At 59.5% G+C, this 24981-nt stretch carries 26 protein-coding genes; 15 read left to right on the top strand and 11 right to left on the bottom strand.

Going from position 1 to position 24981, the window contains the following annotated elements:
* Positions 1–58: 58 nt before the first annotated feature.
* From FGKAn22_RS08790 to FGKAn22_RS08775, 4 genes are all read right to left on the bottom strand, one after another.
* A complete protein-coding gene (locus FGKAn22_RS08790) occupies positions 59–2851 on the bottom strand; it encodes a valine--tRNA ligase (protein ID WP_212785277.1) in 2793 nt (930 codons plus the stop codon).
* A 95-nt stretch (positions 2852–2946) separates the two neighbouring features.
* Positions 2947–3393 carry a hypothetical protein gene (locus tag FGKAn22_RS08785; protein WP_212785276.1) on the bottom strand — a complete coding sequence of 149 codons (447 nt, stop codon included), beginning with the start codon at positions 3391–3393 and terminating at the stop codon, positions 2947–2949.
* On the bottom strand, positions 3390–3818 hold the full coding sequence (locus FGKAn22_RS08780; protein WP_212785275.1) for a DNA polymerase III subunit chi: 429 nt from the start codon (positions 3816–3818) through the stop codon (positions 3390–3392). The genes FGKAn22_RS08785 and FGKAn22_RS08780 overlap by 4 nt, the downstream gene beginning before the upstream one ends.
* Positions 3815–5146: a leucyl aminopeptidase family protein gene (locus FGKAn22_RS08775; protein WP_212785274.1), complete on the bottom strand. Its 1332-nt coding sequence runs from the start codon at positions 5144–5146 to the stop codon at positions 3815–3817. The genes FGKAn22_RS08780 and FGKAn22_RS08775 overlap by 4 nt, the downstream gene beginning before the upstream one ends.
* A 37-nt stretch (positions 5147–5183) precedes the next feature.
* Here FGKAn22_RS08775 and lptF point away from each other — a divergent pair, with 37 nt between their 5' ends.
* Both lptF and lptG read left to right on the top strand, forming a co-directional pair.
* A complete protein-coding gene (gene lptF / locus FGKAn22_RS08770; protein ID WP_212785273.1) occupies positions 5184–6317 on the top strand; it encodes an LPS export ABC transporter permease LptF in 1134 nt (377 codons plus the stop codon).
* Positions 6314–7390 carry an LPS export ABC transporter permease LptG gene (gene lptG / locus FGKAn22_RS08765; protein WP_212785272.1) on the top strand — a complete coding sequence of 359 codons (1077 nt, stop codon included), beginning with the start codon at positions 6314–6316 and terminating at the stop codon, positions 7388–7390. Before lptF ends, lptG begins: the two co-directional genes overlap by 4 nt.
* An 11-nt stretch (positions 7391–7401) precedes the next feature.
* Here lptG and FGKAn22_RS08760 read toward each other — a convergent pair whose 3' ends face one another.
* The 3 genes from FGKAn22_RS08760 to FGKAn22_RS08750 are packed head-to-tail and all read right to left on the bottom strand — an operon-like array spanning position 7402 to position 8724.
* Positions 7402–7770 carry a DUF3106 domain-containing protein gene (locus tag FGKAn22_RS08760; RefSeq protein WP_212785271.1) on the bottom strand — a complete coding sequence of 123 codons (369 nt, stop codon included), beginning with the start codon at positions 7768–7770 and terminating at the stop codon, positions 7402–7404.
* 4 nt (positions 7771–7774) lie between these two features.
* Positions 7775–8125 carry a DUF3619 family protein gene (locus tag FGKAn22_RS08755; RefSeq protein ID WP_212785270.1) on the bottom strand — a complete coding sequence of 117 codons (351 nt, stop codon included), beginning with the start codon at positions 8123–8125 and terminating at the stop codon, positions 7775–7777.
* A complete protein-coding gene (locus FGKAn22_RS08750; RefSeq protein ID WP_212787196.1) occupies positions 8122–8724 on the bottom strand; it encodes an RNA polymerase sigma factor in 603 nt (200 codons plus the stop codon). The genes FGKAn22_RS08755 and FGKAn22_RS08750 overlap by 4 nt, the downstream gene beginning before the upstream one ends.
* A gap of 113 nt (positions 8725–8837) precedes the next feature.
* On the opposite strand from FGKAn22_RS08750, the gene ilvB reads away from it, so the two are divergent.
* The 7 genes from ilvB (at position 8838) to FGKAn22_RS08715 (ending at position 16466) form a co-directional block, all read left to right on the top strand.
* A complete protein-coding gene (gene ilvB, locus FGKAn22_RS08745) occupies positions 8838–10547 on the top strand; it encodes a biosynthetic-type acetolactate synthase large subunit (protein ID WP_212787195.1) in 1710 nt (569 codons plus the stop codon).
* The gene (gene ilvN / locus FGKAn22_RS08740) at positions 10547–11038 is read left to right on the top strand and encodes an acetolactate synthase small subunit (protein ID WP_212785269.1); all 492 of its coding nucleotides are present in this window, start codon (positions 10547–10549) and stop codon (positions 11036–11038) included. Before ilvB ends, ilvN begins: the two co-directional genes overlap by 1 nt.
* Positions 11039–11059: 21 nt before the next feature.
* Positions 11060–12076 (top strand): ketol-acid reductoisomerase, encoded by a 1017-nt coding sequence (ilvC, locus tag FGKAn22_RS08735; RefSeq protein WP_212785268.1) that lies wholly within the window; start codon positions 11060–11062, stop codon positions 12074–12076.
* Positions 12077–12160: 84 nt separating this feature from the next.
* Positions 12161–12808, top strand: a complete 648-nt coding sequence (locus tag FGKAn22_RS08730) for a phosphatidylserine decarboxylase (RefSeq protein ID WP_212785267.1) — start codon at positions 12161–12163, stop codon at positions 12806–12808.
* A 28-nt stretch (positions 12809–12836) separates the two neighbouring features.
* Positions 12837–13580: a CDP-diacylglycerol--serine O-phosphatidyltransferase gene (pssA, locus tag FGKAn22_RS08725; RefSeq protein WP_212785266.1), complete on the top strand. Its 744-nt coding sequence runs from the start codon at positions 12837–12839 to the stop codon at positions 13578–13580.
* Between the two features lie 196 nt (positions 13581–13776).
* A complete protein-coding gene (locus FGKAn22_RS08720) occupies positions 13777–15312 on the top strand; it encodes a 2-isopropylmalate synthase (protein WP_212785265.1) in 1536 nt (511 codons plus the stop codon).
* A 77-nt stretch (positions 15313–15389) separates the two neighbouring features.
* A complete protein-coding gene (locus FGKAn22_RS08715) occupies positions 15390–16466 on the top strand; it encodes a pentapeptide repeat-containing protein (RefSeq protein ID WP_212785264.1) in 1077 nt (358 codons plus the stop codon).
* Positions 16467–16517: 51 nt separating this feature from the next.
* On the opposite strand, the gene FGKAn22_RS08710 is transcribed toward FGKAn22_RS08715, so the two are convergent.
* Entirely contained in the window at positions 16518–17213 is a 696-nt protein-coding gene (locus FGKAn22_RS08710) for a HugZ family pyridoxamine 5'-phosphate oxidase (protein ID WP_212785263.1), read from the bottom strand.
* Positions 17210–17812: an NAD(P)H:quinone oxidoreductase gene (gene wrbA, locus FGKAn22_RS08705; protein WP_212785262.1), complete on the bottom strand. Its 603-nt coding sequence runs from the start codon at positions 17810–17812 to the stop codon at positions 17210–17212. The genes FGKAn22_RS08710 and wrbA overlap by 4 nt, the downstream gene beginning before the upstream one ends.
* 28 nt (positions 17813–17840) lie before the next feature.
* Here wrbA and FGKAn22_RS08700 point away from each other — a divergent pair, with 28 nt between their 5' ends.
* The 3 genes from FGKAn22_RS08700 to FGKAn22_RS08690 all read left to right on the top strand — a co-directional run bounded on the left by FGKAn22_RS08700 (position 17841) and on the right by FGKAn22_RS08690 (position 20208).
* Positions 17841–19049 carry a YihY family inner membrane protein gene (locus tag FGKAn22_RS08700; RefSeq protein ID WP_212785261.1) on the top strand — a complete coding sequence of 403 codons (1209 nt, stop codon included), beginning with the start codon at positions 17841–17843 and terminating at the stop codon, positions 19047–19049.
* A 66-nt stretch (positions 19050–19115) separates the two neighbouring features.
* Positions 19116–19700 carry a YqhA family protein gene (locus FGKAn22_RS08695; RefSeq protein ID WP_212785260.1) on the top strand — a complete coding sequence of 195 codons (585 nt, stop codon included), beginning with the start codon at positions 19116–19118 and terminating at the stop codon, positions 19698–19700.
* Between the two features lie 19 nt (positions 19701–19719).
* Positions 19720–20208 carry a TlpA family protein disulfide reductase gene (locus FGKAn22_RS08690; protein WP_212785259.1) on the top strand — a complete coding sequence of 163 codons (489 nt, stop codon included), beginning with the start codon at positions 19720–19722 and terminating at the stop codon, positions 20206–20208.
* Here the strand turns inward: FGKAn22_RS08690 and FGKAn22_RS08685 are convergent.
* Together FGKAn22_RS08685 and FGKAn22_RS08680 are read right to left on the bottom strand one after the other, a co-directional pair.
* Positions 20201–20851 carry a lytic transglycosylase domain-containing protein gene (locus FGKAn22_RS08685; protein ID WP_212787194.1) on the bottom strand — a complete coding sequence of 217 codons (651 nt, stop codon included), beginning with the start codon at positions 20849–20851 and terminating at the stop codon, positions 20201–20203. The two genes, FGKAn22_RS08690 and FGKAn22_RS08685, sit on opposite strands and share 8 nt — an antisense overlap.
* A gap of 56 nt (positions 20852–20907) precedes the next feature.
* Positions 20908–22608 carry a proline--tRNA ligase gene (locus FGKAn22_RS08680; protein ID WP_212785258.1) on the bottom strand — a complete coding sequence of 567 codons (1701 nt, stop codon included), beginning with the start codon at positions 22606–22608 and terminating at the stop codon, positions 20908–20910.
* A 145-nt stretch (positions 22609–22753) separates the two neighbouring features.
* Here FGKAn22_RS08680 and FGKAn22_RS08675 point away from each other — a divergent pair, with 145 nt between their 5' ends.
* From FGKAn22_RS08675 to FGKAn22_RS08665, 3 genes are read left to right on the top strand one after another with little or no spacing between them, the layout of a single operon-like run.
* Positions 22754–23263 carry an RNA pyrophosphohydrolase gene (locus FGKAn22_RS08675; RefSeq protein WP_212785257.1) on the top strand — a complete coding sequence of 170 codons (510 nt, stop codon included), beginning with the start codon at positions 22754–22756 and terminating at the stop codon, positions 23261–23263.
* A gap of 41 nt (positions 23264–23304) precedes the next feature.
* The gene (locus tag FGKAn22_RS08670) at positions 23305–23901 is read left to right on the top strand and encodes a CBS domain-containing protein (RefSeq protein ID WP_212785256.1); all 597 of its coding nucleotides are present in this window, start codon (positions 23305–23307) and stop codon (positions 23899–23901) included.
* A gap of 27 nt (positions 23902–23928) precedes the next feature.
* A complete protein-coding gene (locus FGKAn22_RS08665; RefSeq protein WP_212785255.1) occupies positions 23929–24969 on the top strand; it encodes a PEGA domain-containing protein in 1041 nt (346 codons plus the stop codon).
* Positions 24970–24981: the final 12 nt, after the last annotated feature.

Here is a 24981-nt window from a genome sequence, read left to right as displayed (position 1 = left end):
GTAGGGCTGGCCCTGCCCGCGACTAAGCGGCTTCGCAGGCAGGACCTACCCCTACACGTTATCCTAACTTCGCGCGCTGCGCCTGCAACTGGGCCAGCGTCGCACCGAAATCTTCCAGGCGTTTTTTCTCCTGCTCCACCACGGCAGCCGGAGCGCGCGCGACGAAGCTCTCGTTGCCGAGCTTGGCTTGCGCCTTGGCGATCTCGTTGGTCAGGCGCGCGATCTCCTTGTCCAGGCGCTCGCGCTCTGCTGCGACGTCGATCTCTACCTTCAGCATCAGTTTGAAATTGCCGACGATGGACACGGGCGCATCGCCTTCCGGCAACTCGGCGACGATCTGCACTTCGCTCAATTTCGCGAGGCTGCTGATGTAAGGTGCAAGTGCGTTCAATACCGTCGCATCGCCAGCTGCAATGAGCGGCACGCGCGCGGCGGGCGACAGGTTCATCTCGCTGCGCAGGCTGCGGCAGGCGGAAATCAGTTCCTGCAGCAGGGTGATCTGCGCGCTGGCAGCCTCATCGATCTTGCTGCTGTCTGCCTTGGGATAGGCTTGCAGCATGATGCTGTCGCCGGATTTGTTGGCCATCGGCGCGACCGACTGCCACAGTTCTTCTGTGATGAACGGGATGATCGGGTGTGCCAAGCGCAGGATGGTCTCCAGCACGCGCACCAAAGTTCTACGCGTCCCGCGCTGCTGCGCGTCGTTGCCGTTGGCCATCTGCACCTTGGCCAGTTCCACATACCAGTCGCAGTAGGTGTTCCACACCAGTTCGTATACCGCACGTGCGGCCATGTCGAAGCGGTAATCGGCGAAGTGCGTCGCCATCTCGGCCTCGGCCTTTTGCAGTTCGCCGATCATCCACTTGTCGGCGGCGGAGAATTCCAGCGGCAGCGACTCATCGAGACCGACGTCCTTGCCGTCGCAGTTCATCAGCACGAAGCGTGTGGCGTTCCACAGCTTGTTGCAGAAGTTACGGTAGCCTTCGCAGCGCTGCATGTCGAACTTGATGTCGCGGCCTGGCGATGCGAGCGATGCGAAGGTGAACCTTAATGCATCCGTGCCGAAGGCAGTGATGCCTTCCGGGAATTCCTTGCGTGTGCGCTTTTCGATCTGCTCGGCCTGCTTGGGATTCATCAGGCCGGTGGTGCGCTTCTTCACCAGGTCTTCGAGGGAGATGCCGTCGATCAGGTCGATAGGGTCGAGCACGTTACCCTTGGACTTGGACATCTTCTGGCCTTCCGCATCACGGATCAGGCCGTGCACATACACGTCCTTGAACGGGATCTTGCCGGTGATGTGCTTGGTCATCATCACCATGCGCGCCACCCAGAAGAAGATGATGTCGAAGCCGGTGACCAGCACGGAAGAGGGCAGATATTGCTGAACGAACGGATTCTGTTGTTCAAACGGTTTGCCTTCGTCCCAGTCCAGAGTGGAGAACGGCCACAGCGCGGAGGAGAACCACGTGTCGAGCACGTCGTTGTCGCGGTCGAGTTGTCCGGCATAGCCCGCCTGGTCGGCCAGGTGGCGCGCTTCGGCTTCGTCGCGCGCGACGAATACTTCGCCGTTCACGCCGTACCACGCGGGGATCTGGTGCCCCCACCACAGTTGGCGCGAGATGCACCAGTCCTGGATGTTGTTCAGCCACTGGTTGTAGGTGTTGACCCAGTTCTCCGGATGGAACTTGATCTCGCCGGAGCTCACGCATTCCAGAGCCTGCTCGGTGATGCTCTTTCCTTCGGGGCCGGCCTTGCTCATCGCCACGAACCACTGGTCGGTCAGCATCGGCTCGATCACCACGCCGGTGCGGTCACCGCGCGGCACTTTCAGTTTGTGTTTCTCGGCCTTTTCGAACACGCCTGCGGCTTCAAGGTCGGCAACGATCTGCTTGCGCGCATCGAAACGGTCCATGCCGCGGTACTTGGCAGGCGCGTGGTCGTTGATCTTCGCGTCCAGCGTGAGGATGGAGATCATCTCCAGCTTGTGGCGCTGGCCCACCGCGTAGTCGTTGAAGTCATGCGCGGGCGTCACCTTCACCACGCCGGTACCGAATTCCTTGTCCACATATTCGTCGGCGATGACCGGGATGGTGCGGTCGCACAGCGGCAGCGTGACTTGCTTGCCGATGAGGTGCTTGTAGCGCTCGTCTTCAGGGTGCACCATCACCGCGACGTCGCCCATCATGGTCTCGGGGCGGGTAGTGGCGACGGTCAGATGACCGGAACCATCTGCCAGCGGATAGCGGATGTGATACATGAAGCCGTCTTCTTCTTCCTGCACGACTTCCAGATCGGACACGGCGGTGTGCAGCTTCGGGTCCCAGTTGACCAGGCGCTTGCCGCGGTAGATTAGGCCTTCGTTGTACAGGCGCACGAAGGTCTCGGTAACGGACTTCGACAGCCCCTCGTCCATGGTGAAGCGCTCGCGCGACCAGTCGGGCGAAGTGCCCAGGCGGCGCATCTGCCGGGTGATGGTGCCGCCGGAGTATTCCTTCCACTCCCACACCTTTTCGATGAACTTTTCGCGGCCCAGGTCGTGGCGCGAAATCTTTTGAGCATCGAGCTGGCGTTCCACGACGATCTGCGTCGCGATGCCCGCATGGTCGGTTCCCGGTTGCCACAGGGTATTGTCGCCCTTCATGCGGTGGTAGCGCGTGAGCGCATCCATCAGTGTCTGGTTGAAGCCGTGCCCCATGTGCAGCGTGCCGGTGACGTTGGGCGGCGGCAGCTGGATGCAGAATGATTCAGTCTTGTTCGGGTCGAGTCCGGCCTTGAAGTAGCCGGAGGATTCCCACTCGGGATACCAGCGGGCTTCGATGTCTTTCGGTTCAAAACTTTTTGCGAGTTCCATGATGTTCGGCTTTGATGCTGCGGAAAAGGGCGGGATTATACAGCCAGTCGCTAGTAGCTAGCAGGTGGTCGGGACTGCCGGGGGAAGGTTTTTGCTTAACGGCGGGTGTGCGGTGCGTCCAATGCATCGCGCAGTATCCGGGGGAGTTCAGCCTTTAGTTCGCCGACTGCCTGCTCGATGGCCTGCCGCTGTAGCTGTTCGAGACGGAGACTGAGTTTTTTCGTGAACACGGATTCGATATGCGCTTCGAGCCGCTGCAGTAACAGTTGCATATCCGCTTCGCTCAGTGCGGCGGGCGGAGGGGCATCTTCCATCACCTGCCGGGCGGCCACGATGTCGGGGGGCGGTTCGGCTGCGATAACCTCCATCAATACCGGCAGTTCGTCCCCGGCGATAGCGGGTACTTCGAACGGCGGCAAGGCAGGATGAATTTCTTCGACGACCTCGGTCAGGGTGGGCAGGTCATGCTGTACATCCTCGTCCACCACCTTGGTCAGCAAGGGCAGGTCGTCCGTCGGGACTGGCTGTTCGATGGCGCTCATGCTCGCGGCTTGGAAAGGTCGGTGTGGCTCAGTTCGTAGCCACGGTCCTTGTAGAACTTGTAACGCTCCCGCCCCCTGCGGCTGTCCTCGGCTTCCTGGCTGACGATTTCGATGACGCGCTCGAAGCGGCTGAAGAACGGCACGCACTCGTCATGCAGGCTGATCAGCAGGTCGTGATGGGGAAATCGCTCGCTGCCGCTGTTCAGTACGACAGGCATTTCCCCGGCACCGGCGTCATCGCTGCGGCAGTGCGGGATGAAGGCGGTGGCCGGGAGCTGCCAAAGCAGCTTGTCCAGCGCGTCCGCGGTCGCCGCATCCGGCGCGCTGAGCACCACGCGCACGCCGTTCTGCATCGCCTTGTGGCTCAGCTGACAAGCGGTGCGCAGCTTGTCTTCCGAGCCGGTGTAGAAGTCGACTTTGGTCACTTGGTCGTGCGGTTGATGAGGTATTGCGTAAGCAACGGCACGGGACGTCCGGTCGCGCCTTTATCCTTGCCGGATTTGTTCGCCGTGCCCGCGATGTCCAGGTGCGCCCAGCGATAGTCCTTGGTGAAGCGCGACAGGAAACATGCGGCGGTGATGGTGCCGCCCGCCCGCCCGCCGATGTTCTGCATGTCGGCGAAGTTGCTGTCGAGCAGCGACTGGTAGTCGTCCCACAGCGGCAACTGCCACACGCGGTCGTGCGACTGCTCGCCCGCGGCGATCAGTTCCTTCGCGAGTTTGTCGTCGTTGCTGAACAGCCCGCTGGCGACGTATCCCAGGGCGATCACGCAGGCGCCGGTCAGGGTGGCGATGTCGATCACAGTGTCGGGATTGAACCTGGCCGCGTAGGTCAGTGCGTCGCACAGGATCAAACGGCCTTCTGCATCGGTGTTCAGGATCTCGATGGTCTGGCCGGACATCGAGGTGACGATGTCGCCGGGCTTGAGCGAGATGCCGCCGGTATCGAACGTGATGCCCTTGCCGACCAGCACGATAGGTTTCTGTTTCTTGTCCGCTCCGGAATACTCAAGCGTGATGAGTTTGGGCGGCTGGGCACTGCCGCGTGTAACGGACAGGAAAGAACCCATGCCGAGTTTCTTCATGTCCTTCTCTTCGAGCACGGTGGTCTTGATGCGTTTGTGCGCCTTCGCCAACGCCAGTCCCTTGGCGGCGAGGTAGGTCGGTGTGCAGATGTTGCCGGGCAGGTTCCCGAGGTCTTTGGTCAGCGCCATACCGTGCACAATGGCAGCGGCCTGATCGACGGCCTGCTTCAGGGGAGCAGCGGGCTTATTCAGCGTGGCGAAAGTGACATGCTTCAACGTGGCAGCCTTGGAAGGTTTGCTCTTCAGGCTGTCGGAGCGGTAGGCACCGTCGGCGGCGGCGATGACGGCCTGCTTGACCACCCACGCAGCATCCTTGCCGACGCCATCGTCGGTGATGAACAGGGCCGCATCTTTCGCCGGGGTGCCGTGCAGGGCTTTGAATGCTGCTGCCAGAATTTCCACGCTGGCCTTGTTGTTCAGTTCGCTGGCTTTGCCCAAGCCGACCAGCAGTACGCGCTCGGCAACGATGCCGGGTACGGCGTGCAGCAGCAGGGTGGATGCGGCCTTGCCGCTCATGTCGCCGCGCGCGATGAGGTCGCTGAGCGCATGTTGCGCAGCCTTGTCGAGCACCTGCGCGGCAGCGGATAACTTGCCGCCTTCGAACACGCCAACTGCCACGCAACCGCTCTTCAGCTTTTCCGGGCTACCCTGTTTTGTGCTAAATTCCACGCGCTACTCCTTAAAAGATATTCAAGCCTACATTTCGATGCCGGATTATCCGCAAACTCGCCGCATAAAGTCAAAGCCGCTACGCTCAGGTATCTTCCACCGCGCCTTGGTGAGTGAATTCGCCGGCAATGGCTTTCTGGTATTCGTGGTTTTGCTGGGTATCGTGGTGGTCACACAGTTGATTCGCCTGTTGGGAGATGCGGTCGGCGGCAAGCTGGCGGTCGATGGTGTGCTGGCCATGCTGGGTTTCAGCGCGATGAATTACCTGCCGGTGCTGCTCTCCATCAGCCTGTTCATTTCCATATTGCTCACCTTGTCGCGCTGTTATCGCGACAGCGAGATGGTGGTGTGGTTCTGTTCCGGCATCGGGCTGACGCGCTGGATACGGCCGGTGATGTGGTACGCCTTGCCGGTGGTAAGCGTGATCGCGCTGCTCAGTCTCGTACTGTCGCCCTGGGCGTTGAAAAAGGCCGACGAATTCAAAAGCAAGCTGGAGAGCCGTGATGATGTGGCTACCGCGGTTCCGGGAACGTTCCGCGAATCGAAGCAGGCTGACCGTGTCTATTTTGTCGAGAACTTGCACCCGGGATCCAATCGCGTCGGCAACGTGTTCGTGCAGTCGATGCAGAACGGCAAGCTGGGCACCATGGTGGCGCGGCAGGGTTTGCAGGAAACCTTGCCGAACGGCGACCGCTTCCTGGTGTTGCTGAACGGCACGCGTTATGAAGGGGTGCCCGGGCAGCGCGATTACAACATCGTGGAGTTCGAGCGGTATGCGCTGCGCATCGACAGTGTGCCGCCCAAGCAGGCACAGCCTTATTCTCGAATCATGTCTACGCCGGAACTGTGGCGTAACCCTACCACATGGAATCTTTCCGAATTGGAGTGGCGGCTGGGGTTGCCCATCAGTGCTGCGATTCTGGCCTTGTTGGCCATACCCCTGAGCTACGTCAACCCGCGTGCCGGACGTTCCCTCAATCTGGTTCTGGCCATTGTCCTTTATATGCTGTACAGCAACATGATCAGCGTCACCAATGCATGGGTTGGACAGGGTAAGTTGTCGCCCGGCATCGGGTTATGGGGCATACATGTGGCGATGCTGGCGGTCACGGCGGTGATGTTCTACCGGCGCATGACTTTGTCCTCGCTGCGGAGGGTATGGTCGAAATGAATCTGCTGACGCGTTATCTCGGCCGCGAAATCTACCTCAGCATCGCGCTGGTGTTCGCCGCGCTCATCATGCTGTTCGCCTTCCTGGATCTGATCCATGAACTGAACGTGATGGGGCAGGGGCAGTACCATCTGGGGTATGTGTTGCTGTTCGTGGCGCTGACAATCCCCGGCCATGTCTATGAACTGTTCCCGGTGGCGGTGCTGGTCGGCGCCATATTCGCCCTGGTACAACTGGCGGCCAGTTCGGAACTGACTGTTTATCGTGCCTCCGGCGCCTCACTGTGGCAGATGCTGGGGGCGCTGTTCAAGATATCTTTGCCATTGATTGCGCTGAGTTTCGCATTTAGCGAGTTTGTTGCTCCGCCCAGTGAACGGATGGCCCAGCAATTGCGCCTGAAGGCGCAGAATTCGCAGGTCTCGCTCAAGGAGTTCCGCTCCGGGGTGTGGGTCAAGGACGAGCGCAGTTTTGTGAACGTGAAGAGCGTGATGCCGGACACCAGTTTGTCGAATGTCAATATCTACCTTTTTGACGATACCTATCACTTGCAGGCGATCACCAATGCCACGCGGGCGAACTTCATCGAGGAGGGGCGCTGGCAGTTGGAGGAAGTGATGGAGACGCGTTTCGACAAGCAAGGAACCACTGTCAATACGGCAGCCAGCCAGGAGTGGCGTTCAGCACTCAATCCGGGCATCCTGAGCGTGTTGCTGGTGGTGCCGGAGCAGATGTCGGCCTATGACCTCTATCAGTATGTGGGACACCTGCAGGACAACCGGCAAAAGAGTGCACGCTATGAGATCGCCATGTGGAATAAGCTGGTCTACCCCTTGGCGCTGCTGGTGATGATGCTGTTGGCGCTGCCATTCGCGTCGTACCAGCGGCGCTCAGGAGGGATCAGCGCGATGATATTCGCCGGCATTGTGCTGGGGCTGGTGTTCCACTTCGTCGGGCGGTTGTTCGCCAGCCTGGGGGCGCTCAATGATTGGTCGCCTTTTGTCAGCGCCACAGCGATGACGGGCTTGTTCCTGTTACTGGGGCTGGCGATGCTATGGTGGACCGAGCGGCGTTAATCGGGTCTGGATTATTCCGCTTTTCTGGCCTGTTCTTCCTTGACCATCTGCCTGACTTGTTTGCGTTTTTCCTCGGGCACCTTGCTGAAGGCGCGATATTTGTTGCGTGCCGCCTCGCGTTGTTTCGGGGAGAGGCGACTCCATGCGCCTAACCGGCTCAGGAAGCGTTGCTTTTCTTTTGCACTTAGTTCCGGATAGTGTTTGGCGACATTCAGCAAGCTACGCTGCTGTGTCTCGGGCAGGCCGTCCCATTGCTGGGACATCGGGGCGAGCGCTTCCTGTTGTGCCGGTGTAAGGGTGCGCCAATAGGCGGGGGCCGCGATGGCCGCCGGGGTGTTCAGTGCGCAAAATAGGGCGAAAGCGGAGACGGCTCGTTTCATGCGGTTATCGGTCTACAAAAACTTCCATGGGCAGGTCGTCGGTGAGGATGGCGACATCCAGATGGCTCATTTCTTCACGCGAATGATGCCAGTAGCTTACGCCACCGGCAACTATCGCAACGAGAAAAACGGTCATGCCAATCCATTGCGGGATGGCGTGCGCTAACGGCCAGTGTATGTGGTGTCCGGTGCTGAGCGCGAAAGCAGGGTTGGTCGCCGCTTGTCGTTCTAGGGCTCTATTGCGTGCGTGGCGCAGCGCAGCCACGGTGTCGTCGTCCAGTTGTTCGGCGGCGCGAGTGAGCAGCCTGGCGATGTGTTTTGGGTCGATTTCTCTCGGGGTGGTATTTTTGCTCATGGCAGCTCTACTCCTTTTGCTTTAAGGGATACAGCAAGCGCATTCACTGCGCGAGAACAGTGGGTTTTTACACTGCCTTCGGTGCATCCCATTGCTGCGGCTGTTTCGGCAGTGTCCAATCCCTCCCAATAACGCAGCAGGAAGGCTTCGCGTTGACGTGCCGGCAGTTTGTTTAGCGCCTGTTCGATCTGCGCAATGATCTGGTTCTGTTGAAGCGATTCGTCGGGTGTGGCGGGTACGGCATGGTTTTCATCGTCTTGCAGGGTTTCGAGCGGGTCAAATTCCTCCCCCTCATTCTGGGGGGCGAACGAGGAGAACAGGCTTGTCCAGGCCGTCCTGACTTTTTGCCTGCGGTAGTGGTCACGTATGGTGTTTTGCAGGATGCGCTGGAACAGCAACGGCAGTTCCGCGGCTGGTTTGTTTCCATATTTTTCGGCGAGCTTGATCATCGCTTCCTGCACGATATCCAATGCGGCATGCTCGTCGCGCACGGCGAACAAGGCCTGCTTGTATGCGCGCCGTTCTACGCTGACGAGAAAATCGGATAGTTCGGTGGAAGTGGACAGTTTTGGCTCCTTGGATTGAGGGAATGGTAACAAAACGTTTCCTGTGCCGCCTGAAAACGCATCGATTTGGAGGCGAAGGTTGACCAAAATGCCGCTAACCTTTATCTTACGCGGTTCTTTTTTGGCAGAAATAGAAGGTATTTGTGATGGAGTTGACCGGCGCGGAGATCGTCATCCGCTGTTTGCAGGAGGAGCAGGTCGAATATGTATTCGGCTATCCCGGCGGGGCGGTGCTGTTCATTTACGACGAGCTGTTCAAGCAGGATAAGGTCAAGCATGTCCTCGTGCGTCACGAGCAGGCCGCGGTGCATGCCGCGGACGGCTACGCGCGCTCATCGGACAAGGTGGGCGTGGCCATCGTGACCTCCGGTCCCGGGCTGACCAATGCCGTGACCGGTATCGCTACGGCTTACATGGACTCCATTCCGATGGTCGTCATCAGCGGACAGGTGCCGACCTCCGTGATCGGCGAAGATGCCTTCCAGGAAGTGGATGCGGTGGGCATCACCCGCCCCTGCGTGAAGCACAATTTTCTGGTCAAGGACCCCAAGGATATCGCCGCGACCATCAAGAAGGCATTCTATTTGGCACGGACCGGCCGTCCCGGCCCGGTGCTGGTGGATATCCCCAAGGATGTTTCCAACCAGAAGGCGGTGTTCGAGTATCCGTCCAACGTGAATATCCGCGCCTATCATCCGCCCGGTAAGGCCGACAGCGCGCAGATCCGGCATGCGGCGCAGATGCTGCTGGAGGCCAAACGTCCCATGGTTTATGCCGGCGGCGGCGTTGTGCAGGGCGGTGCTTCGCAGCAGTTGACCGAATTGGTGCGCCTGCTCGGCTCGCCGTGCACCAACACGCTGATGGGGCTGGGCGGCTATCCGGCCAATGACAAGCAGTTCGTCGGCATGCCGGGGATGCACGGTACCTACGAAGCCAACATGGCGATGCAGCACTGCGACGTGCTGCTGGCGGTGGGTGCGCGTTTCGACGATCGTGTGATTGGCAACGTCGAACACTTCGCCCAGGTGCAGCGCAAGATCATCCATATCGACATCGATCCGTCCTCGATCGCCAAACGCGTCAAGGTGGACCTGCCTATCGTCGCCGACCTCAAGCTCGCGCTGGACGAGTTGCTGGGCGCGCTGCGCAGCAGCAAACAGAAGCCGGATGCGGCGGAGCTGGCCGCGTGGTGGAGGCAGGTGGACGAGTGGCGCGCCAAGGGCGGCGGGCTGCGTTACAAGAATTCCACCGAGGTCATCAAACCGCAGTATGTGATCGAGACGCTGCACAAGATCACCGGCGGGGACGCGATCGTCACCTCCGACGTCGGCCAGCACCAGATGTGGGCTGCGCAGTACTACAAGTTCAACCAGCCGCGCCGCTGGATCAATTCCGGCGGCTTGGGTACGATGGGTTTCGGCCTGCCCGCCGCGATGGGCGCACAGCTGATCAACCCGGACGCGACCGTGGCCTGCGTGACCGGCGAGGGCAGCATCCAGATGAATATCCAGGAGTTGTCCACTTGCAAGCAGTTCCGACTGCCAATCAAGGTATTGGCGCTGAACAACCGCTATCTGGGCATGGTGCGCCAATGGCAGGAGTTCTTCCACGGTAACCGTTATTCGCAGTCCTATATGGACGCGCTGCCGGACTTCGTCAAACTGGCCGAGGCTTACGGGCATATCGGCATGCGCATCGAGAATCCGGCCGATGTCGAGCCGGCCATCAGGGAGGCGTTTGCGCGCAAGAACGATCTGGTGTTCATGGATTTCCGCACCGACTCGACCGAGAACGTGTTCCCGATGGTTCCGGGCGGCAAGGGCTTGTCCGAAGTGATTCTGGCGGAGGACCTGTAATGAGGCACATCATTTCCCTGCTGATGGAAAACGAAGCGGGCGCGCTGTCGCGCGTGGCCGGCCTGTTCTCGGCGCGCGGCTACAATATCGAGTCGCTGACGGTGGCACCGACCGAAGACCCGACCCTGTCGCGCATGACCATCGTCACCAGCGGCTCCGACGCGGTGATCGACCAGATTAACAAGCAGCTCAACAAGCTGGTGGATGTGGTTGCAGTGATGGACCTGAGCGAGGGCGATCACCTGGAACGCGAGCTGATGCTGGTCAAGGTCAGGGCGCTGGGCGAAGATCGCGAGGAGCTGAAGCGCATGGCGGACATCTTCCGGGGGCGCATCATCGACGTGTCGACCGACACTTACACCATCGAACTGACGGGGGCGCGCGCCAAACTGGATAATTTCCTGGAGGCGATCGGCCGCGAACTGATTCTGGAAACGGTGCGTACCGGTGCCTCTGGCATCGGGCGCGGCGAACGGATTTTGAAACTTTAATTTTTAATGAAAGAGGGCAACATGAAAGTTTATTACGACAAAGACGCAGACCTTTCCCTGATCAAGGGCAAGCAAGTGACCATCATCGGCTACGGCTCCCAAGGCCATGCCCACGCGCAGAACCTGAAGGAATCCGGCGTCAACGTGACTGTCGGTCTGCGCAAGAACGGTGCTTCCTGGAAGAAGGCCGAAGGTGCCGGTCTGAAAGTGGCCGAAGTGGCCGACGCAGTGAAGAACGCCGATGTGGTGATGATGTTGTTGCCCGATGAGACTATTCCTGAAGTCTATAACAATGAAGTCGCGCCGAACCTGAAGGCAGGCGCTGCGCTGGCGTTCGCGCACGGCTTCAACGTGCACTACAATCAGGTCGTGCCGCGCGCCGACGTGGACGTGATCATGATCGCTCCCAAGGGCCCCGGCCACACCGTGCGCTCCGAATACCTGAAGGGCGGCGGCGTGCCGACTTTGATCGCGGTGTACCAGGACAAGAGCGGCAAGGCCAAGGACATCGCACTGTCCTATGCAGCAGCCAACGGCGGCACCAAGGGGGGCGTGATCGAGACCAATTTCCGCGAAGAGACCGAGACCGACCTGTTCGGCGAACAAGCCGTGCTGTGCGGCGGTGCGGTGGAACTGGTGAAGGCCGGTTTCGAGACGCTGACCGAAGCTGGCTACGCTCCGGAAATGGCTTACTTCGAGTGCCTGCATGAGCTGAAGCTGATCGTCGACCTGATGTACGAAGGTGGCATCGCCAACATGAACTACTCGATCTCCAACAATGCGGAATACGGCGAATACGTCACCGGCCAACGCGTGATCTCCGATCAGGCGCGCGCCGCGATGAAGGAATGCCTGACCAACATCCAGAACGGCTCTTACGCCAAGCAGTTCATCCTGGAAGGCCGCACCAACTATCCGGAAATGACCGCACGTCGCCGTCTGAACGCAGAGCACCCGATCGAAGTCGTCGGCGGCAAGCTGCGCGCAATGATGCCGTGGATCAGCAAGAACAAGCTGGTCGATCAAAGCAAGAACTAGTGAAAAGTGGAACGTGAAAGGTGAAACGTCAGTTTCGCCTTTCATGTTTTGGCCGTTTCATATTTCACATTTCACGTTTCACTCATGAATTCCTATCCTCATCCCATCATCGCCCGCGAGGGCTGGCCGTTTCTGGCCATATCCCTGATTCTCGCCATCGCCGCCACCGTCTGGTGCGTCGTATGGTCGATCCCGTTGTGGATCATTTTTATCTTTGTGCTGCAGTTCTTCCGCGATCCTCCGCGCGAGATTCCGCAGGACGCCGGTGCAGTGCTGTCTCCGGCCGATGGTCGCGTCATCAAGGTCGAGCGCACACAAGACCCTTATGGGCAGCGCGAGGCGATCCTGATCAGCGTGTTCATGAACGTGTTCAATGTGCATTCCAACCGCAGCCCGGTGGACGGCACGGTGCAGCAGGTGCAGTATTTCCCCGGCAAGTTCGTGAATGCCGATCTGGACAAGGCGTCGGCGGAGAATGAGCGCAATGCGGTGGTGTTGACCACGACCGATGGCCGGACGGTGACCTTCGTTCAGGTAGCTGGGCTGATCGCTCGCCGCATCCTGTGCTACATCAAACCCGGCGATGTGCTGACACGCGGTCAGCGTTACGGCTTCATCCGCTTCGGTTCGCGTGTGGACGTCTATCTGCCGCTGGATACCAGCGTTAAAGTCAGTATCGGCGACAAGGTGTCGGCGACCACGACCATCCTGGCAATATTGCCGCAAAACTGATAGCGCTAAATTGATGGATAATGGGCGCATGGACGAATTCAATACCCGCAAATCGATGAACCTGCGCAAGCGGGGTATCTACCTGTTGCCCAACCTGTTTACCACCGGCGCCTTGTTCGCGGGTTTCTACGCCATCGTGCAGTCGATGAATTGGCGTTTCGAATCCGCCGCGGTGGCCATCTTCATCGCGATGGTGCTTGACGGCCTGGATGGCCGTGTGGCCAGGCTGACTCATACGCAGAGCGAATTCGGTGCCGAATACGACAGCCTGTCCGACATGGTGTCGTTCGGGGTCGCCCCCGCGCTGGTGATATACGAATGGGCGTTCAAGGGGCTCGGCAAGTGGGGCTGGTTCGCCGCGTTCATCTATTGCGCGGCCACGGCGTTGCGTCTGGCGCGTTTCAACACCAACATCGACGTGGTCGACAAGCGTTATTTCCAGGGCTTGCCCAGCCCGGCCGCAGCCGCGCTGGTGGCCGGTTTTGTCTGGGTGATGTTGGATTACGGCTTCAAGGGCGATGAATTGCGCTGGTACGCTGCGGCCCTGACGGTGTTCGCGGGATTGAGCATGGTCAGCAACCTGCCGTTCTACAGCTTCAAGGACATCAACCTGCGCAAGAGCGTGCCCTTCGTGGTGATCTTCCTGATCGCGCTGTTTTTCATCCTGATCTCCAGCTATCCGCCGGGGGTATTGTTTGCATTGTTCCTTTGCTACGCATTGTCCGGCTATGTGCTGTGGGCACTGCGCCGCCGCAGCAAGCCTGTTGCGTGAGTCGATAAAACTGGTAATATTCTAGCCATGCACTTCTCTATGCACATCGCAAAGCTCCACTCCACGTTCAGCCTGTTGGCTGCGCTGCTGCTGCGCAGCGCGCGCTAATTCATAATTCCCCCCCCCAGAAAAATTTGAGCGAGTGCGGCTACCCAAGCGGTTCCGCAGGTTTAACCCCATGTAGGGAGCATCCATCATGAAAAGCAAATTGATCGTATTCGATACCACCTTGCGCGACGGCGAGCAGAGTCCAGGTGCATCCATGACCAAGGAAGAGAAAGTGCGCATCGCACGCCAGCTGGAAAAGCTGGGCGTGGATGTGATCGAGGCGGGTTTTGCTGCCGCCAGCCCCGGCGATGCCGATGCAATCCACAGCATCGCCAAGGTGATCGAGCGTTCTACCGTGTGTTCGCTGGCGCGCGCCAGTGAAAAGGATGTGCGTGCGGCGGGCGAGGCTATCAAGCCGGCCAAGCATAAACGCATCCACACTTTTATTGCGACTTCTCCCATTCACATGCAGCACAAGCTGCGCATGACGGAAGACCAAGTGGTGGAGCGCGCGGTGCAGGCAGTGAAATGGGCGCGCGAATATACCGATGACGTGGAGTTCTCGGCCGAAGATGCGATACGTTCGGACATGGATTTCCTGGTGCGTATTTTCGATGCGGTCATTCAGGCAGGTGCGACCACGCTGAATGTGCCGGATACCGTGGGTTACAGCATCCCCGTGTTGTTGGGCGAGCACTTCAAACAGCTGATCGCGCGCGTGCCGAACAGCGACAAGGTCATCTGGTCTACGCATTGCCACAACGACTTGGGCATGGCTTCCGCCAATTCGCTCGCAGCGGTGATGAACGGTGCGCGTCAGGTGGAATGCACCATCAACGGCTTGGGTGAGCGCGCGGGTAATGCCGCGCTGGAAGAAATTGTGATGGCGGTGAAAACGCGCCGCGACGTGTTTGACTGCGATACGCGCATCGATACCACCCAGATCGTGCCGACTTCCAAGCTGGTGTCCAGCATCACCGGTTACCCGATACAGCCGAACAAGGCCATCGTCGGCGCGAACGCCTTCGCGCACGAGTCCGGCATCCATCAGGACGGCGTGCTTAAGCACCGCGAGACTTACGAGATCATGCGTGCCGAGGATGTGGGCTGGGGCGCGAACAAGATGGTGATGGGCAAGCATTCCGGCCGCGCCGCGTTCCGTGCGCGCCTGCAGGAACTGGGCATCGTGCTGGAGGGCGAAGAGGCCGTGAACGCCGCCTTCGCGCGCTTCAAGGATCTGGCCGACAAGAAGCATGACATTTTCGACGAGGACTTGCAGGCGCTGGTGAGCGATGAAGAAGCCACGCAAGTGAGCGAGCATTACCGACTGGTCTCGATGAGAGCTCATTCCGAAACCGGCATCCTGCCGAAGGCTCAAGTTACAGTCAGCGTCGGTGGCGAGGAAAAGAGCGCTGAGATGCATGGCGGCGGCCCGGTTGATGCTACCTTCAAGGCTATCGAGCAGATCGTGCAGAGCGGCACCGAGTTGTTGTTGTATTCGGTGAACAACATCACCAGCGGCACCGATGCGCAAGGCGAGGTGACGGTGCGACTGTCCAAAGGGGGACGCATCGTCAACGGACAAGGGGCGGATACCGATATCGTCGTAGCCTCAGCCAAGTCTTATCTGAATGCGCTCAACAAGTTGCACAGCACAGAGGAACGCGCGCACCCGCAGGTGTGAACTTTTTCAGGTAGGTCTGTCTGACTCGACGGCGCACACAAGTGCGCCGTTTTTTACGAACTTCATCGGAGGTTGTTTTGAAAAGAATTCTGTTGGGTAGCACGTTCCTGCTGAGTGCGGTGGTTGCCAATGCGAGTTGGGCCGACTGCTGGATCATTCCTAAATCGCAATGCCCGCATGCCGAACTATCCGGCAAGAGCCTGATCGGCGTGGATATGCACGAAGCACAGTTGCTTGAAGGCGATCTGACCAAGTCGGATTTCTCGAAGGCCAACCTCAAGGGTGCAAACATCTATCACGGCAAGCTGATGGGCGGCAATTTCACCGAAGCGGACATGACCGGTGTCACGCTTTATAACGCTGACCTGACCGGCGCCAACTTCACCGGCACCAACCTGACCGGCGCGAAGCTCAAAGGCGCCAACCTGAGCGAAGCCAATCTGACCGATGCCAACCTGACCAATGCCGAGATCGACGGTGCCAGGTTCATCAAGACCACTTTCTGCCGTACCACGATGCCGAACGGCATAGTGAACAGCGGCCCGAACTGTCCGGCTGTAAAGCCCAAGGGGGTATCGGCTGTTGCGCCGGCCGAGACCACCGAAGGGGCGATCAACGGCTGCGTGATCCAGCCGCGTAGCGTGTGCCTGAACGCTTCGCTGGTCGAGGCTAACCTGGGCTCCGCCAACCTTTCCGGCGCGCAGCTTTATATGGGCAACCTGGCGCAGGCCAACCTGTTCAAGGCCAATCTCGGCAAGGCCAACTTGACCGAAGCGAACCTGGCGCGCGCCAACCTGACCCGTGCCAACCTGTCGCAGGCCAACCTCACCGATGCGAACCTGAGCAAGGCCGTGTTGCGCGGCGCGCAACTGGAGCGTGCCAACCTGACCGGCGCGATCCTGCTGAACGCCGACCTGACCGACGCCGACCTGTCCGGTGCGAACACTGCCGATGCCACACTCACTGGCGCGACGTTCTGCAACACCGTGATGCCGAACGGCACCGTGAACAATGGCAGTTGCTGGACAGACAAGAAGCCGGAAGCGGTTGCCGAGCCGGTGAAAGCAGAGCCGGCAAAAGTGGAGCCGGTGGTGCAGCAAGTCCAGCCGGCTCAGCCAGTCAAACCGGCGCCAAAAGCGAAAACCAGGAAATAAGCGAGTTGTAGTGAGCTTGGCGTAAGGGCACCCGGGGGTGCCCTTTTGCTTTTATGGTGTGGCGGTAAGCAGCTGCGCCAGGGATTCGGTGATGGATTCGATGCCGGCCGTTTCGGGAAAATCCAGACGCCAAGTCTGTTCGGCGTGATAGACGTCCAAGCCGTCGCAATCGATGCCGACCGCATGTGCTTCCATTGCGCTAATGCCATGCCGCTGCTGGAGCAGGCGGCACAGCGCATTCGATGATCTCGCGTTTACCTCCGCGAGCAGTGCATCTTCCTGCTGCACGAACGCCTCGGCATCGGCGACGGCATAGTTATTCATATTGACCCAGTGGATGCGGCCGAAGCCGCCGATGTAGCGGATGGCGACAGGGCGGATGCGGTAGAAGGAAAAGTCGTGCATCGCAAAATAGGTCTGCGCCTCGGGGAAATAGCGCAGGTAGCGCTGCCCGGCTTTTTCCCGTTCCGGCTCGGGCTGCGCATCGCCGACGACCGTGACGCGCCCCTGGGTCTGGATGTGCGGGTCGCGCTGGTCATGGGTGATCAGACTGACGCGCGGATCGTTCTGGATGTTCTTGGTGTGTTCGGCGAGGGTGCTGATGAGTATCAGCAGGCTTCCATCGTGATCTGTCAGGTACGGCGTGATCGAGCCGAACGGATAACCGTCGAATTTCTTCGACAGGGTGCTGAGGGCGCCGTAACGGTGGGCGCGCAGTATGCGGCGGGCTTCCTGGGCGTTGTTCATATGGCGAGTTTTAAGGCTGTGGTTGCAAGCCGTTTGCCGAGCGCAAGGCACAGTTTCTTCTCGGCATCGGAAATGGGGTGATTGTTAGCCAGGCCGGCAACGTGGCTTGCACCATAAGGCGTGCCCCCGCTTTGCGTAGTGGCGAGTTCCGGTTCGGAATAGGGCAGGCCGACGATGACCATGCCGTGATGCAGTAAAGGCAGCATCATCGACAGCAGGGTGCTTTCCTGTCCGCCGTGCATGGTGCCGCCGGAGGTGAACAGCGCGGCGGGTTTTCCGGCCAGTGTGTGCTTCAGCCACATTGCGCTGGTGCCGTCCCAGAAGTATTTCATCGCCGAGGCCATGTTGCCGAAACGGCAGGGGCTACCCAAGGCGAGGCCGACGCATTCCTCCAGGTCACGCAATTCGACGTAGGGTGCGCCGTCCTCGGGAACGCCCGGTTCGGTCGCTTCGCAGACCGCGGAAATCTTGGGTACGGTGCGCAGCCGTGCGCGCACGCCCGCCACCTGCTCAGTGCCACGCGCGATGAATTGCGCCATCTGGCGCGTGGCACCATGCTGGCTGTAGTACAGCACCAGGATTTCTTTGTCGGTTATCATGCGCGCATTATAGGGAAACGTATCGAGCATGCAAAAGAATTGGCGGGACTTCACGGCTTTCATGCGCTTCGTCGCGGCGCGCTTCGGCGAGGATAGGTGCACGCAGGTCGCGGCCAGCCTGACTTTTACCACTCTGTTGTCGCTGGTCCCGCTCGTGACCATTGCTCTGACCCTGTTCTCCGCGTTTCCCGTATTCGAGAGCTATTCGTCGCAGATCAAGCTGTTCTTGCTCAATAACCTGATGCCGGATATGGCGAGCAAGATCATTACACGATATATGCAGCAGTTCACCGACAGCGCGATGCGGCTGACGGCGCTGGGCCTCGGGATCCTTGCGGTGACCGCGATGTGGCTGCTGCTGACCATAGAGCAGGCGTTCAATGCGATCTGGCGAGTGGAGCGCCAGCGCCCGCTGTTCAAGCGGCTGGTCATCCATTGGGCAGTGCTCACCCTTGCCCCTTTGCTCGTCGGTGCGAGTCTGGCGTTGACTTCATGGCTGGTCGGCCAGTCGATGGGGTATGCCCAACATGTTCCGGTATTCGGTGTGGGGATATTGAAGTTGTTGCCAGTATTGCTCACATGGCTGGCGTTCACCATGCTGTTCCACCTCGTGCCCAACCGATACGTGCCGCGCCGGCATGCCATCATCGGCGCATTGGTGGCGGCAGTCGCATTTGAGGCGATGAACCATGCCTTCGGCTACTACGTCAGCCATTTCCCGACGTACAAGCTGGTGTATGGCGCGTTCGCCAGCGTACCGATATTCCTGATGTGGATATACCTATCCTGGCTGGCTATTCTGTCTGGCGCGGTGATCGCAGCTTCGTTGTCGTATTGGCGTGCGCCGATGGAGAAACATCTGTCGCCTGCCGCGCAATTGCTGGATGCCTTGCGAGTGTTGCGGGCGATGACAGAGGGTTTGCGCGAGGGCAAAGTGGGCACTTTGCCTGAATTGTCCAGGTCGCTGCATCTTTCTTATGACGCGCTGGAAGAAATACTCAGCAAGCTGGAGGGGGCCGATATGGTTTGCAAGGCGGAAGGAGAGGGCTGGTTGATGATGCGCGATGCGCAGCATATCCGCACCCCCGAGTTGCTGCGATTGTTCGTGCTGGATCAAGGCTCGCTGCCTGCAGGACGCAACGACGCGTTGCGGCAGTGGCTGGCGGGCTGTGCGATCCGGCTCGAAAAGGACGCCGACCTGAATCTGCAGGAACTATTTGCGCGCGGCGCTGCCTGATGCGCTTGCACTGAACTAATCATATACGCTTTAATGCGCGACGTTTTTTATAGCTAGGAGTACGACATGGGTTTTCTGGAAAAATTGTTCGAAGGCGCGTTGTGGAACAGCCGCTTCATGATCGTGACTGCGGTCGTCGGCAGTCTGTTGGCAGGTATCGCGATCTTTTACATGGCCACCGTCGATGTGGTGAACCTGTTCAGTCATACCTTGCACTATGCCGATCCCAGCCTGACGGTAGAAGCGCGCAAGGCGCTGCATGACGCCACGGTGTCGCACATCGTTGAAGTGGTGGATGGCTACCTGCTGGCGACGGTGATGCTGATTTTCTCGCTGGGTTTGTATGAGCTGTTCATCAGCGACATCGACCAGGCGCATGGCACCAAGGCTTCCAGCAAGATTCTTGTCATCAACAATCTGGATGACCTCAAATCGCGCCTTGCCAAGGTGATCCTGATGATCCTGATCGTCACGCTGTTCGAAGAGGCGCTGAACATGCATCTGGAGACGCCGCTGGATCTGGTCTATCTGGGGGCAAGCATCGCGCTGGTCGCGCTGGCACTGTATTTCACCCATGCCGCCGATGGCAGCGGACACAGCCAGGTCGCCGCCGACGACGGCGAAGGTCAACCCGACAAGCACGGACACTAACTTCCCGGGAAAAGCCCAGATGGGACGCAGGCATAACCGGTCGGCAAGGCGCAGCGCAGGCTGGCTGTGCGGGCTGTTGCTGCTCTTGCCGTTGGCGGTCTTCGCGGAAGATTTTTCCCTCAAGGATATGCAAGGCAAGATGCAACGCTTGGCGGACTATCGCGGCAAGTGGGTGCTGGTGAATTTCTGGGCGACCTGGTGCCCGCCGTGTCTGGCCGAAGTGCCCGAGCTCATTGCCCTGCACAACGCCCACAAGGACAGCGATCTAGCGGTGATCGGCGTGGCGCTGGACTCGACTCGTTCATCGGTCGCCGAATTCGCCGCCAGAAAAAACATCAGCTATCCGCTGGTGCTGGGGGATCACAAGATGGCGGCGCAGATCGGCGAGGTGGATGTGCTGCCGACCAGCTACCTGTATGCACCGAACGGCGAACTGGTCAGCTATCAGGCCGGGGAGGTGACGCGCGAAAGCGTAGAGACTTACATCCGGAATAAGAAGCTCAACTAGCGGGAGAATGGCCGTTGTCGGCGGTCCTGCGCGGCAATGTCCAGTGGTTGTGCCAGGCGGCACGTACCAGGTTCGGATACTCCGGACGGCCCAGACTGCCGTTGTAGCGGCCCAGTGCGCGGTACAAATCTCCCTTTTCGATATCCAGGTAATGGCGCAGGATGGTGCAGCCATAGCGAAGGTTGATGCGCAGGTGGAACAGGTTGTGTTCCGCTGTACCGATCTCCTTTACCCAGAACGGCATCACCTGCATGTAGCCGCGCGCGCCGACGCTGGAAACGGCGTATTTCTTGAAACCGCTCTCCACCTCGATCAGTCCCAGCACCAGTTGCGGGTCCAGCCCGGCGCGGGTTGCCTCGTAATGCACTGTGTTCAGGAAATCGATACGGTACTCCGCATCGGGGATGCGCTTCTGCAGACGACGCGACATATCATTCAGCCAGGCATCGGCTTCGTATTGCGTGGGGAATGCCGGCTTGGATACGGCTTGATCCGACACGCTGTGCTGCAATACCGCGCGGACGCTGGCGGATAGTGCTTCCTGCTTTTGCGCGCCGGCCTGTGCGGCGAGTGGCAGGCAGAGAGCGAGCAAGGCAGGATACAGGATACGGGATACGGAGTTCAGGATACGGGGATGCGGCATCGCACAACGGAGCACATCGCCGCCGTATTCCGTATCCCGCATCCCGTATCCCGTTTTCATAATTTGGATTGTACGAGCTTGGCGACGTCTTGCAAGGGCACTGCCTGTGCCGCCGGGTCGCGCCGACCCTGATATTCCACGTTGCCTTCCTTCAGGCCGCGGTCGCCGATGACGATGCGGTGCGGGATGCCGATCAGTTCCAGGTCGGCGAACATCACTCCGGGGCGCTCGTCGCGGTCATCCAGCAGTACTTCGATGCCGGCCTTGGTGAGCTCGGCGTAGAGCTGTTCGGCGGCGTTGCGCACCGCTTCGCTCTTCTTGATGCCGATGGGCGCGATGGCGACCTGGAACGGTGCCATGCCGGCGGGCAGGGTGATGCCGCGCTCATCGAAGTTCTGCTCGATGGCGGCAGCCACGATGCGCGACACGCCGATGCCGTAGCAGCCCATCTCCATCACCTGTGTCTTGCCGTTCTCGTCCAGATAAGTGGCTTGCAGCGATTCGGAATACTTGGTGCGCAACTGGAAGATGTGGCCGACTTCGATGCCGCGGCACAGTTCCAGCGAACCCTTGCCGTCGGGCGAGGCATCCCCCTCGACCACGTTGCGCAGGTCATGCACATTGGCTTCATCCAGATGTACGTCGCGTCCGAAGTTCACGCCGCTGTAATGGAAACCATCTTCATTCGCGCCACAGATGAAATCGCTCATCGCGGCAGCGGCACGGTCTGCCAGCACACGTATCTTGGCGTTCACCGGCCCGATGTAGCCGCTGCGGCAATTCATGTTGCGGTGGATATCATCGTCGCTGGCGAAGCGGAACTCGCCCAGCACCTTGCTTGCCTTGATCTCATTGAGTTGATGGTCGCCGCGCAACAGCAGCAGCACGAACTCGCCTTCGTGAGTGATCACCGCGATGGCTTTCAGCACGCTCTGTGCAGATGTGTCGAAGAACGCGGCGACCTCTTCGATGGTCTTCTGGCCGGGGGTAATGACCTTTTGCATCTCTTGGGTAGCTGGAGCGCGCGGTGTGCTTGGTGCAACCGCTTCCGCCAGTTCCACGTTGGCCGCGTAGTCCGAATCCGGGCAGAATGCCAGCGCGTCTTCGCCGGAATCGGCCAGCACATGGAACTCGTGCGAGCCGCTGCCGCCGATGGCGCCGGTGTCCGCCGCCACGGCACGGAACTGCAGGCCAAGACGGGTGAAGATGCGGGTATAGGTGTCGTACATCACGCGATAGGTCTGTTCCAGGCTCGCGAAATCGGCGTGGAAGGAATAGGCGTCCTTCATCACGAACTCGCGCGCGCGCATCACGCCGAAACGCGGACGCACCTCGTCGCGGAACTTGGTCTGGATCTGATAGAAGTTGATCGGCAACTGGCGGTAGCTGCGGATCTCGCGCCGCGCGATGTCGGTGATGACCTCTTCGTGGGTGGGGCCGAAGCAGAACTGGTGATCGTGCCTGTCCCTGATCTTCAGCATCTGCGGGCCGAACACCTCCCAGCGTCCGGTCTCCTGCCACAGTTCGGCGGGTTGCACGGCCGGCATCAGCAGTTCCACGCCGCCGCTGCGATCCATCTCCTCGCGCACCACGTTCTCCACCTTGCGCAACACGCGCAGGCCGAGCGGCATCCAGGTATACAGGCCGCTGGCCAGTTTCTTGATGTAGCCCGCGCGCATCATCAGCTGATGGCTGGGCAGTTCGGCTTCGGACGGGGCTTCCTTGAGGGTGGAGATGAAGAATTGCGAAACGCGCATGATGTTACGGCCTGAGGTTATGGAAACGAGGGCGGGATTTTACAGGGAATAGGTGATATACGGTATGGCAGGGCGCATTTGCTTTCCATAACATGGGAAATGTGAAAGAATCCGCCCCATTGAAATTAACCGTATAGAGTGGCAAATGATAGACCGAGACGGCTACCGCCCGAATGTCGGCATCATTATCACGAATGACAGGAATCAGGTGTTCTGGGGCAAGCGGATACGTCAGCATGCGTGGCAGTTTCCGCAAGGCGGCATCCAGTATGGCGAGACCCCGGAGCAGGCAATGTACCGCGAGTTGCACGAAGAAGTCGGCTTGCTGCCGGAGCATGTGAAGATACTCGGGCGCACCCGTGACTGGATGCGTTACGAGGTTCCCCAGAGCTGGAGCAAGCGTGAATCGCGCGGGGGCTATCGCGGGCAGAAACAGATTTGGTTCTTGCTGCGCCTGATCGGACGTGATTGTGATGTGCATCTGCGCGCCAGCGAGCATCCGGAGTTCGATGCGTGGCGTTGGAACGATTACTGGCTGGACATCAATGCCGTGATCGAATTCAAGCGAGAAGTGTATACGATGGCGCTTAACGAGCTGGCCCGCTATCTTCCGGGGCACAGGCATGGGATGGCCCATCTGCAGGCGCATAAGTGATTTTCCGCAGGCTGTCATCAACTTAATTGAGGAGTGTCGCCATGATCAGAGAATACAACGCACTGCAATCGTCCCTGTTGAAGTCCGGTTCCTCTTTTGTGCGCCCAGTCCAGTCTTTTCCGGAGCGCGTCAAACTGAGCGATCCTGCGACAGACGTGATGACCGATTTGGGCAAGGTGTCGGTGGTGAACGTACGTTCCAAGACTTCCATGGACAAGGCCAATGCCAAGATGATCCGCTATGGCGTGCGGATGTTGCTGGTGCTGGACGACAACGATCAGGTGGCGGGCCTGTTGACAGCGACCGATGTGCTGGGGGAGAAGCCGATGCGTTTCCTGCAGAACATGGGCGGAACCCATGCCGACATCATGGTGCGTGACATCATGACCACTCAGCGCGAACTGGAAGTGCTGAAGATCGAGGATGTGCGCAATGCCACGGTCGGGGATATCGTCGCCACCCTGAAACAGCACAACCGGCAGCATGCGATGGTCGTTGACGAAGCGGCGGACGGCAGGCAGTCGGTGTGCGGCCTGTTCTCCATCACCCAGATCGCCCGCCAGTTGGGCGCGCAAGTGCAGAGCTTCGAGTTGGCGCGCACTTTTGACGAAATCGAGGCAGTGATTGCGCGCGGTTAATATATTTGAAATCCTGAGGTAAATTCCATGAATCCATTATCACGGCGCGTTGCGCTGGTCGTCCTGTTGTCTGCCGTTGCCGGATGCTCTACCGTCAAGGACGCCAAGGATTCGGTTGCAAGCTGGGTTAACGGCGGCGATGGCACGCTCAGCACCAAGGCCGAGAAAAAGGCTGCTGGCGAGAGTTCCGGTCCCGCACTCAAGTATGCGGCGACGTTGCGTGTCAGCAAGTACGTAGATCAGCGCAAGACGGGCAATCCGCGATTGCTTGGCATGGCGAAAAATCGTGTGCGTGGCGTGGACGGTGAGCAGATGCTGCTTGACCAGGAGATCGCGACCATCGTGACGACGGCGATCAAGAAGCGTTTCGATGCTGAGGGCTATCAGGTAATGGAAGGCGGCAGTGCCGGCAACGCGCTGTTTGAGGTATCGGGCGTCATCAAGGACCTGACCCTGAATGTGAAAAACCGCGACGAAATTTCCATTGCCATCGAAACCACACTGAAGGATTTGAGCAGCGGCGAAGTGGTGTGGTCCGGCCTGGTGACAGAAAAGAACGATCGTTTTGCCGGTATTTCCGGCAATAACAAGGACGATGTGGTTGCCTACCTCAACAAGGAGTTGAAAGTCGCCAGCAGCAAGACGGTCGAGGCGGTCAGCGCGTCGCTGATGGCGGCGAAGCCGGAACTGTTCAACCTGACGGCGGGCACCAAGGCGATTCCCGGTGTGACGGTGTACGTCGCTCCGGCTGCTGCTAAGCCCGCACCGGCTGCGATGCCGGCAACCACCATGCCCGCTTATGGCGTGCAGTCTGGCAGCGCGGTTCCGCCACCGGCGTATATGCCACGTGCCAGTGCCACTACCGGGCTGTTGCTGGTGAATACCAATCCGCAGCGCGCCAAGGTGTATCTGGATGGGGTGTACTATGGGCTGTCGCCGTTGCGTCTGGAAATGGAGCCGGGCGTGCATGCGATCAGTGTGAAACTGGAAGGCTACAAGATGGTCACCGAGAAGGTGTCGGTGCGCAAGGGGGACAACACCGAGATGGAGTTGAACCTCGAACGCTGACTCTCCGACAGT

This window comes from Ferrigenium kumadai, from assembly GCF_018324385.1.
In the GTDB taxonomy this organism is placed as follows: Bacteria; Pseudomonadota; Gammaproteobacteria; order Burkholderiales; family Gallionellaceae; genus Gallionella; species Gallionella kumadai.
This window is presented reverse-complemented; position numbering and strand designations above follow the sequence as displayed.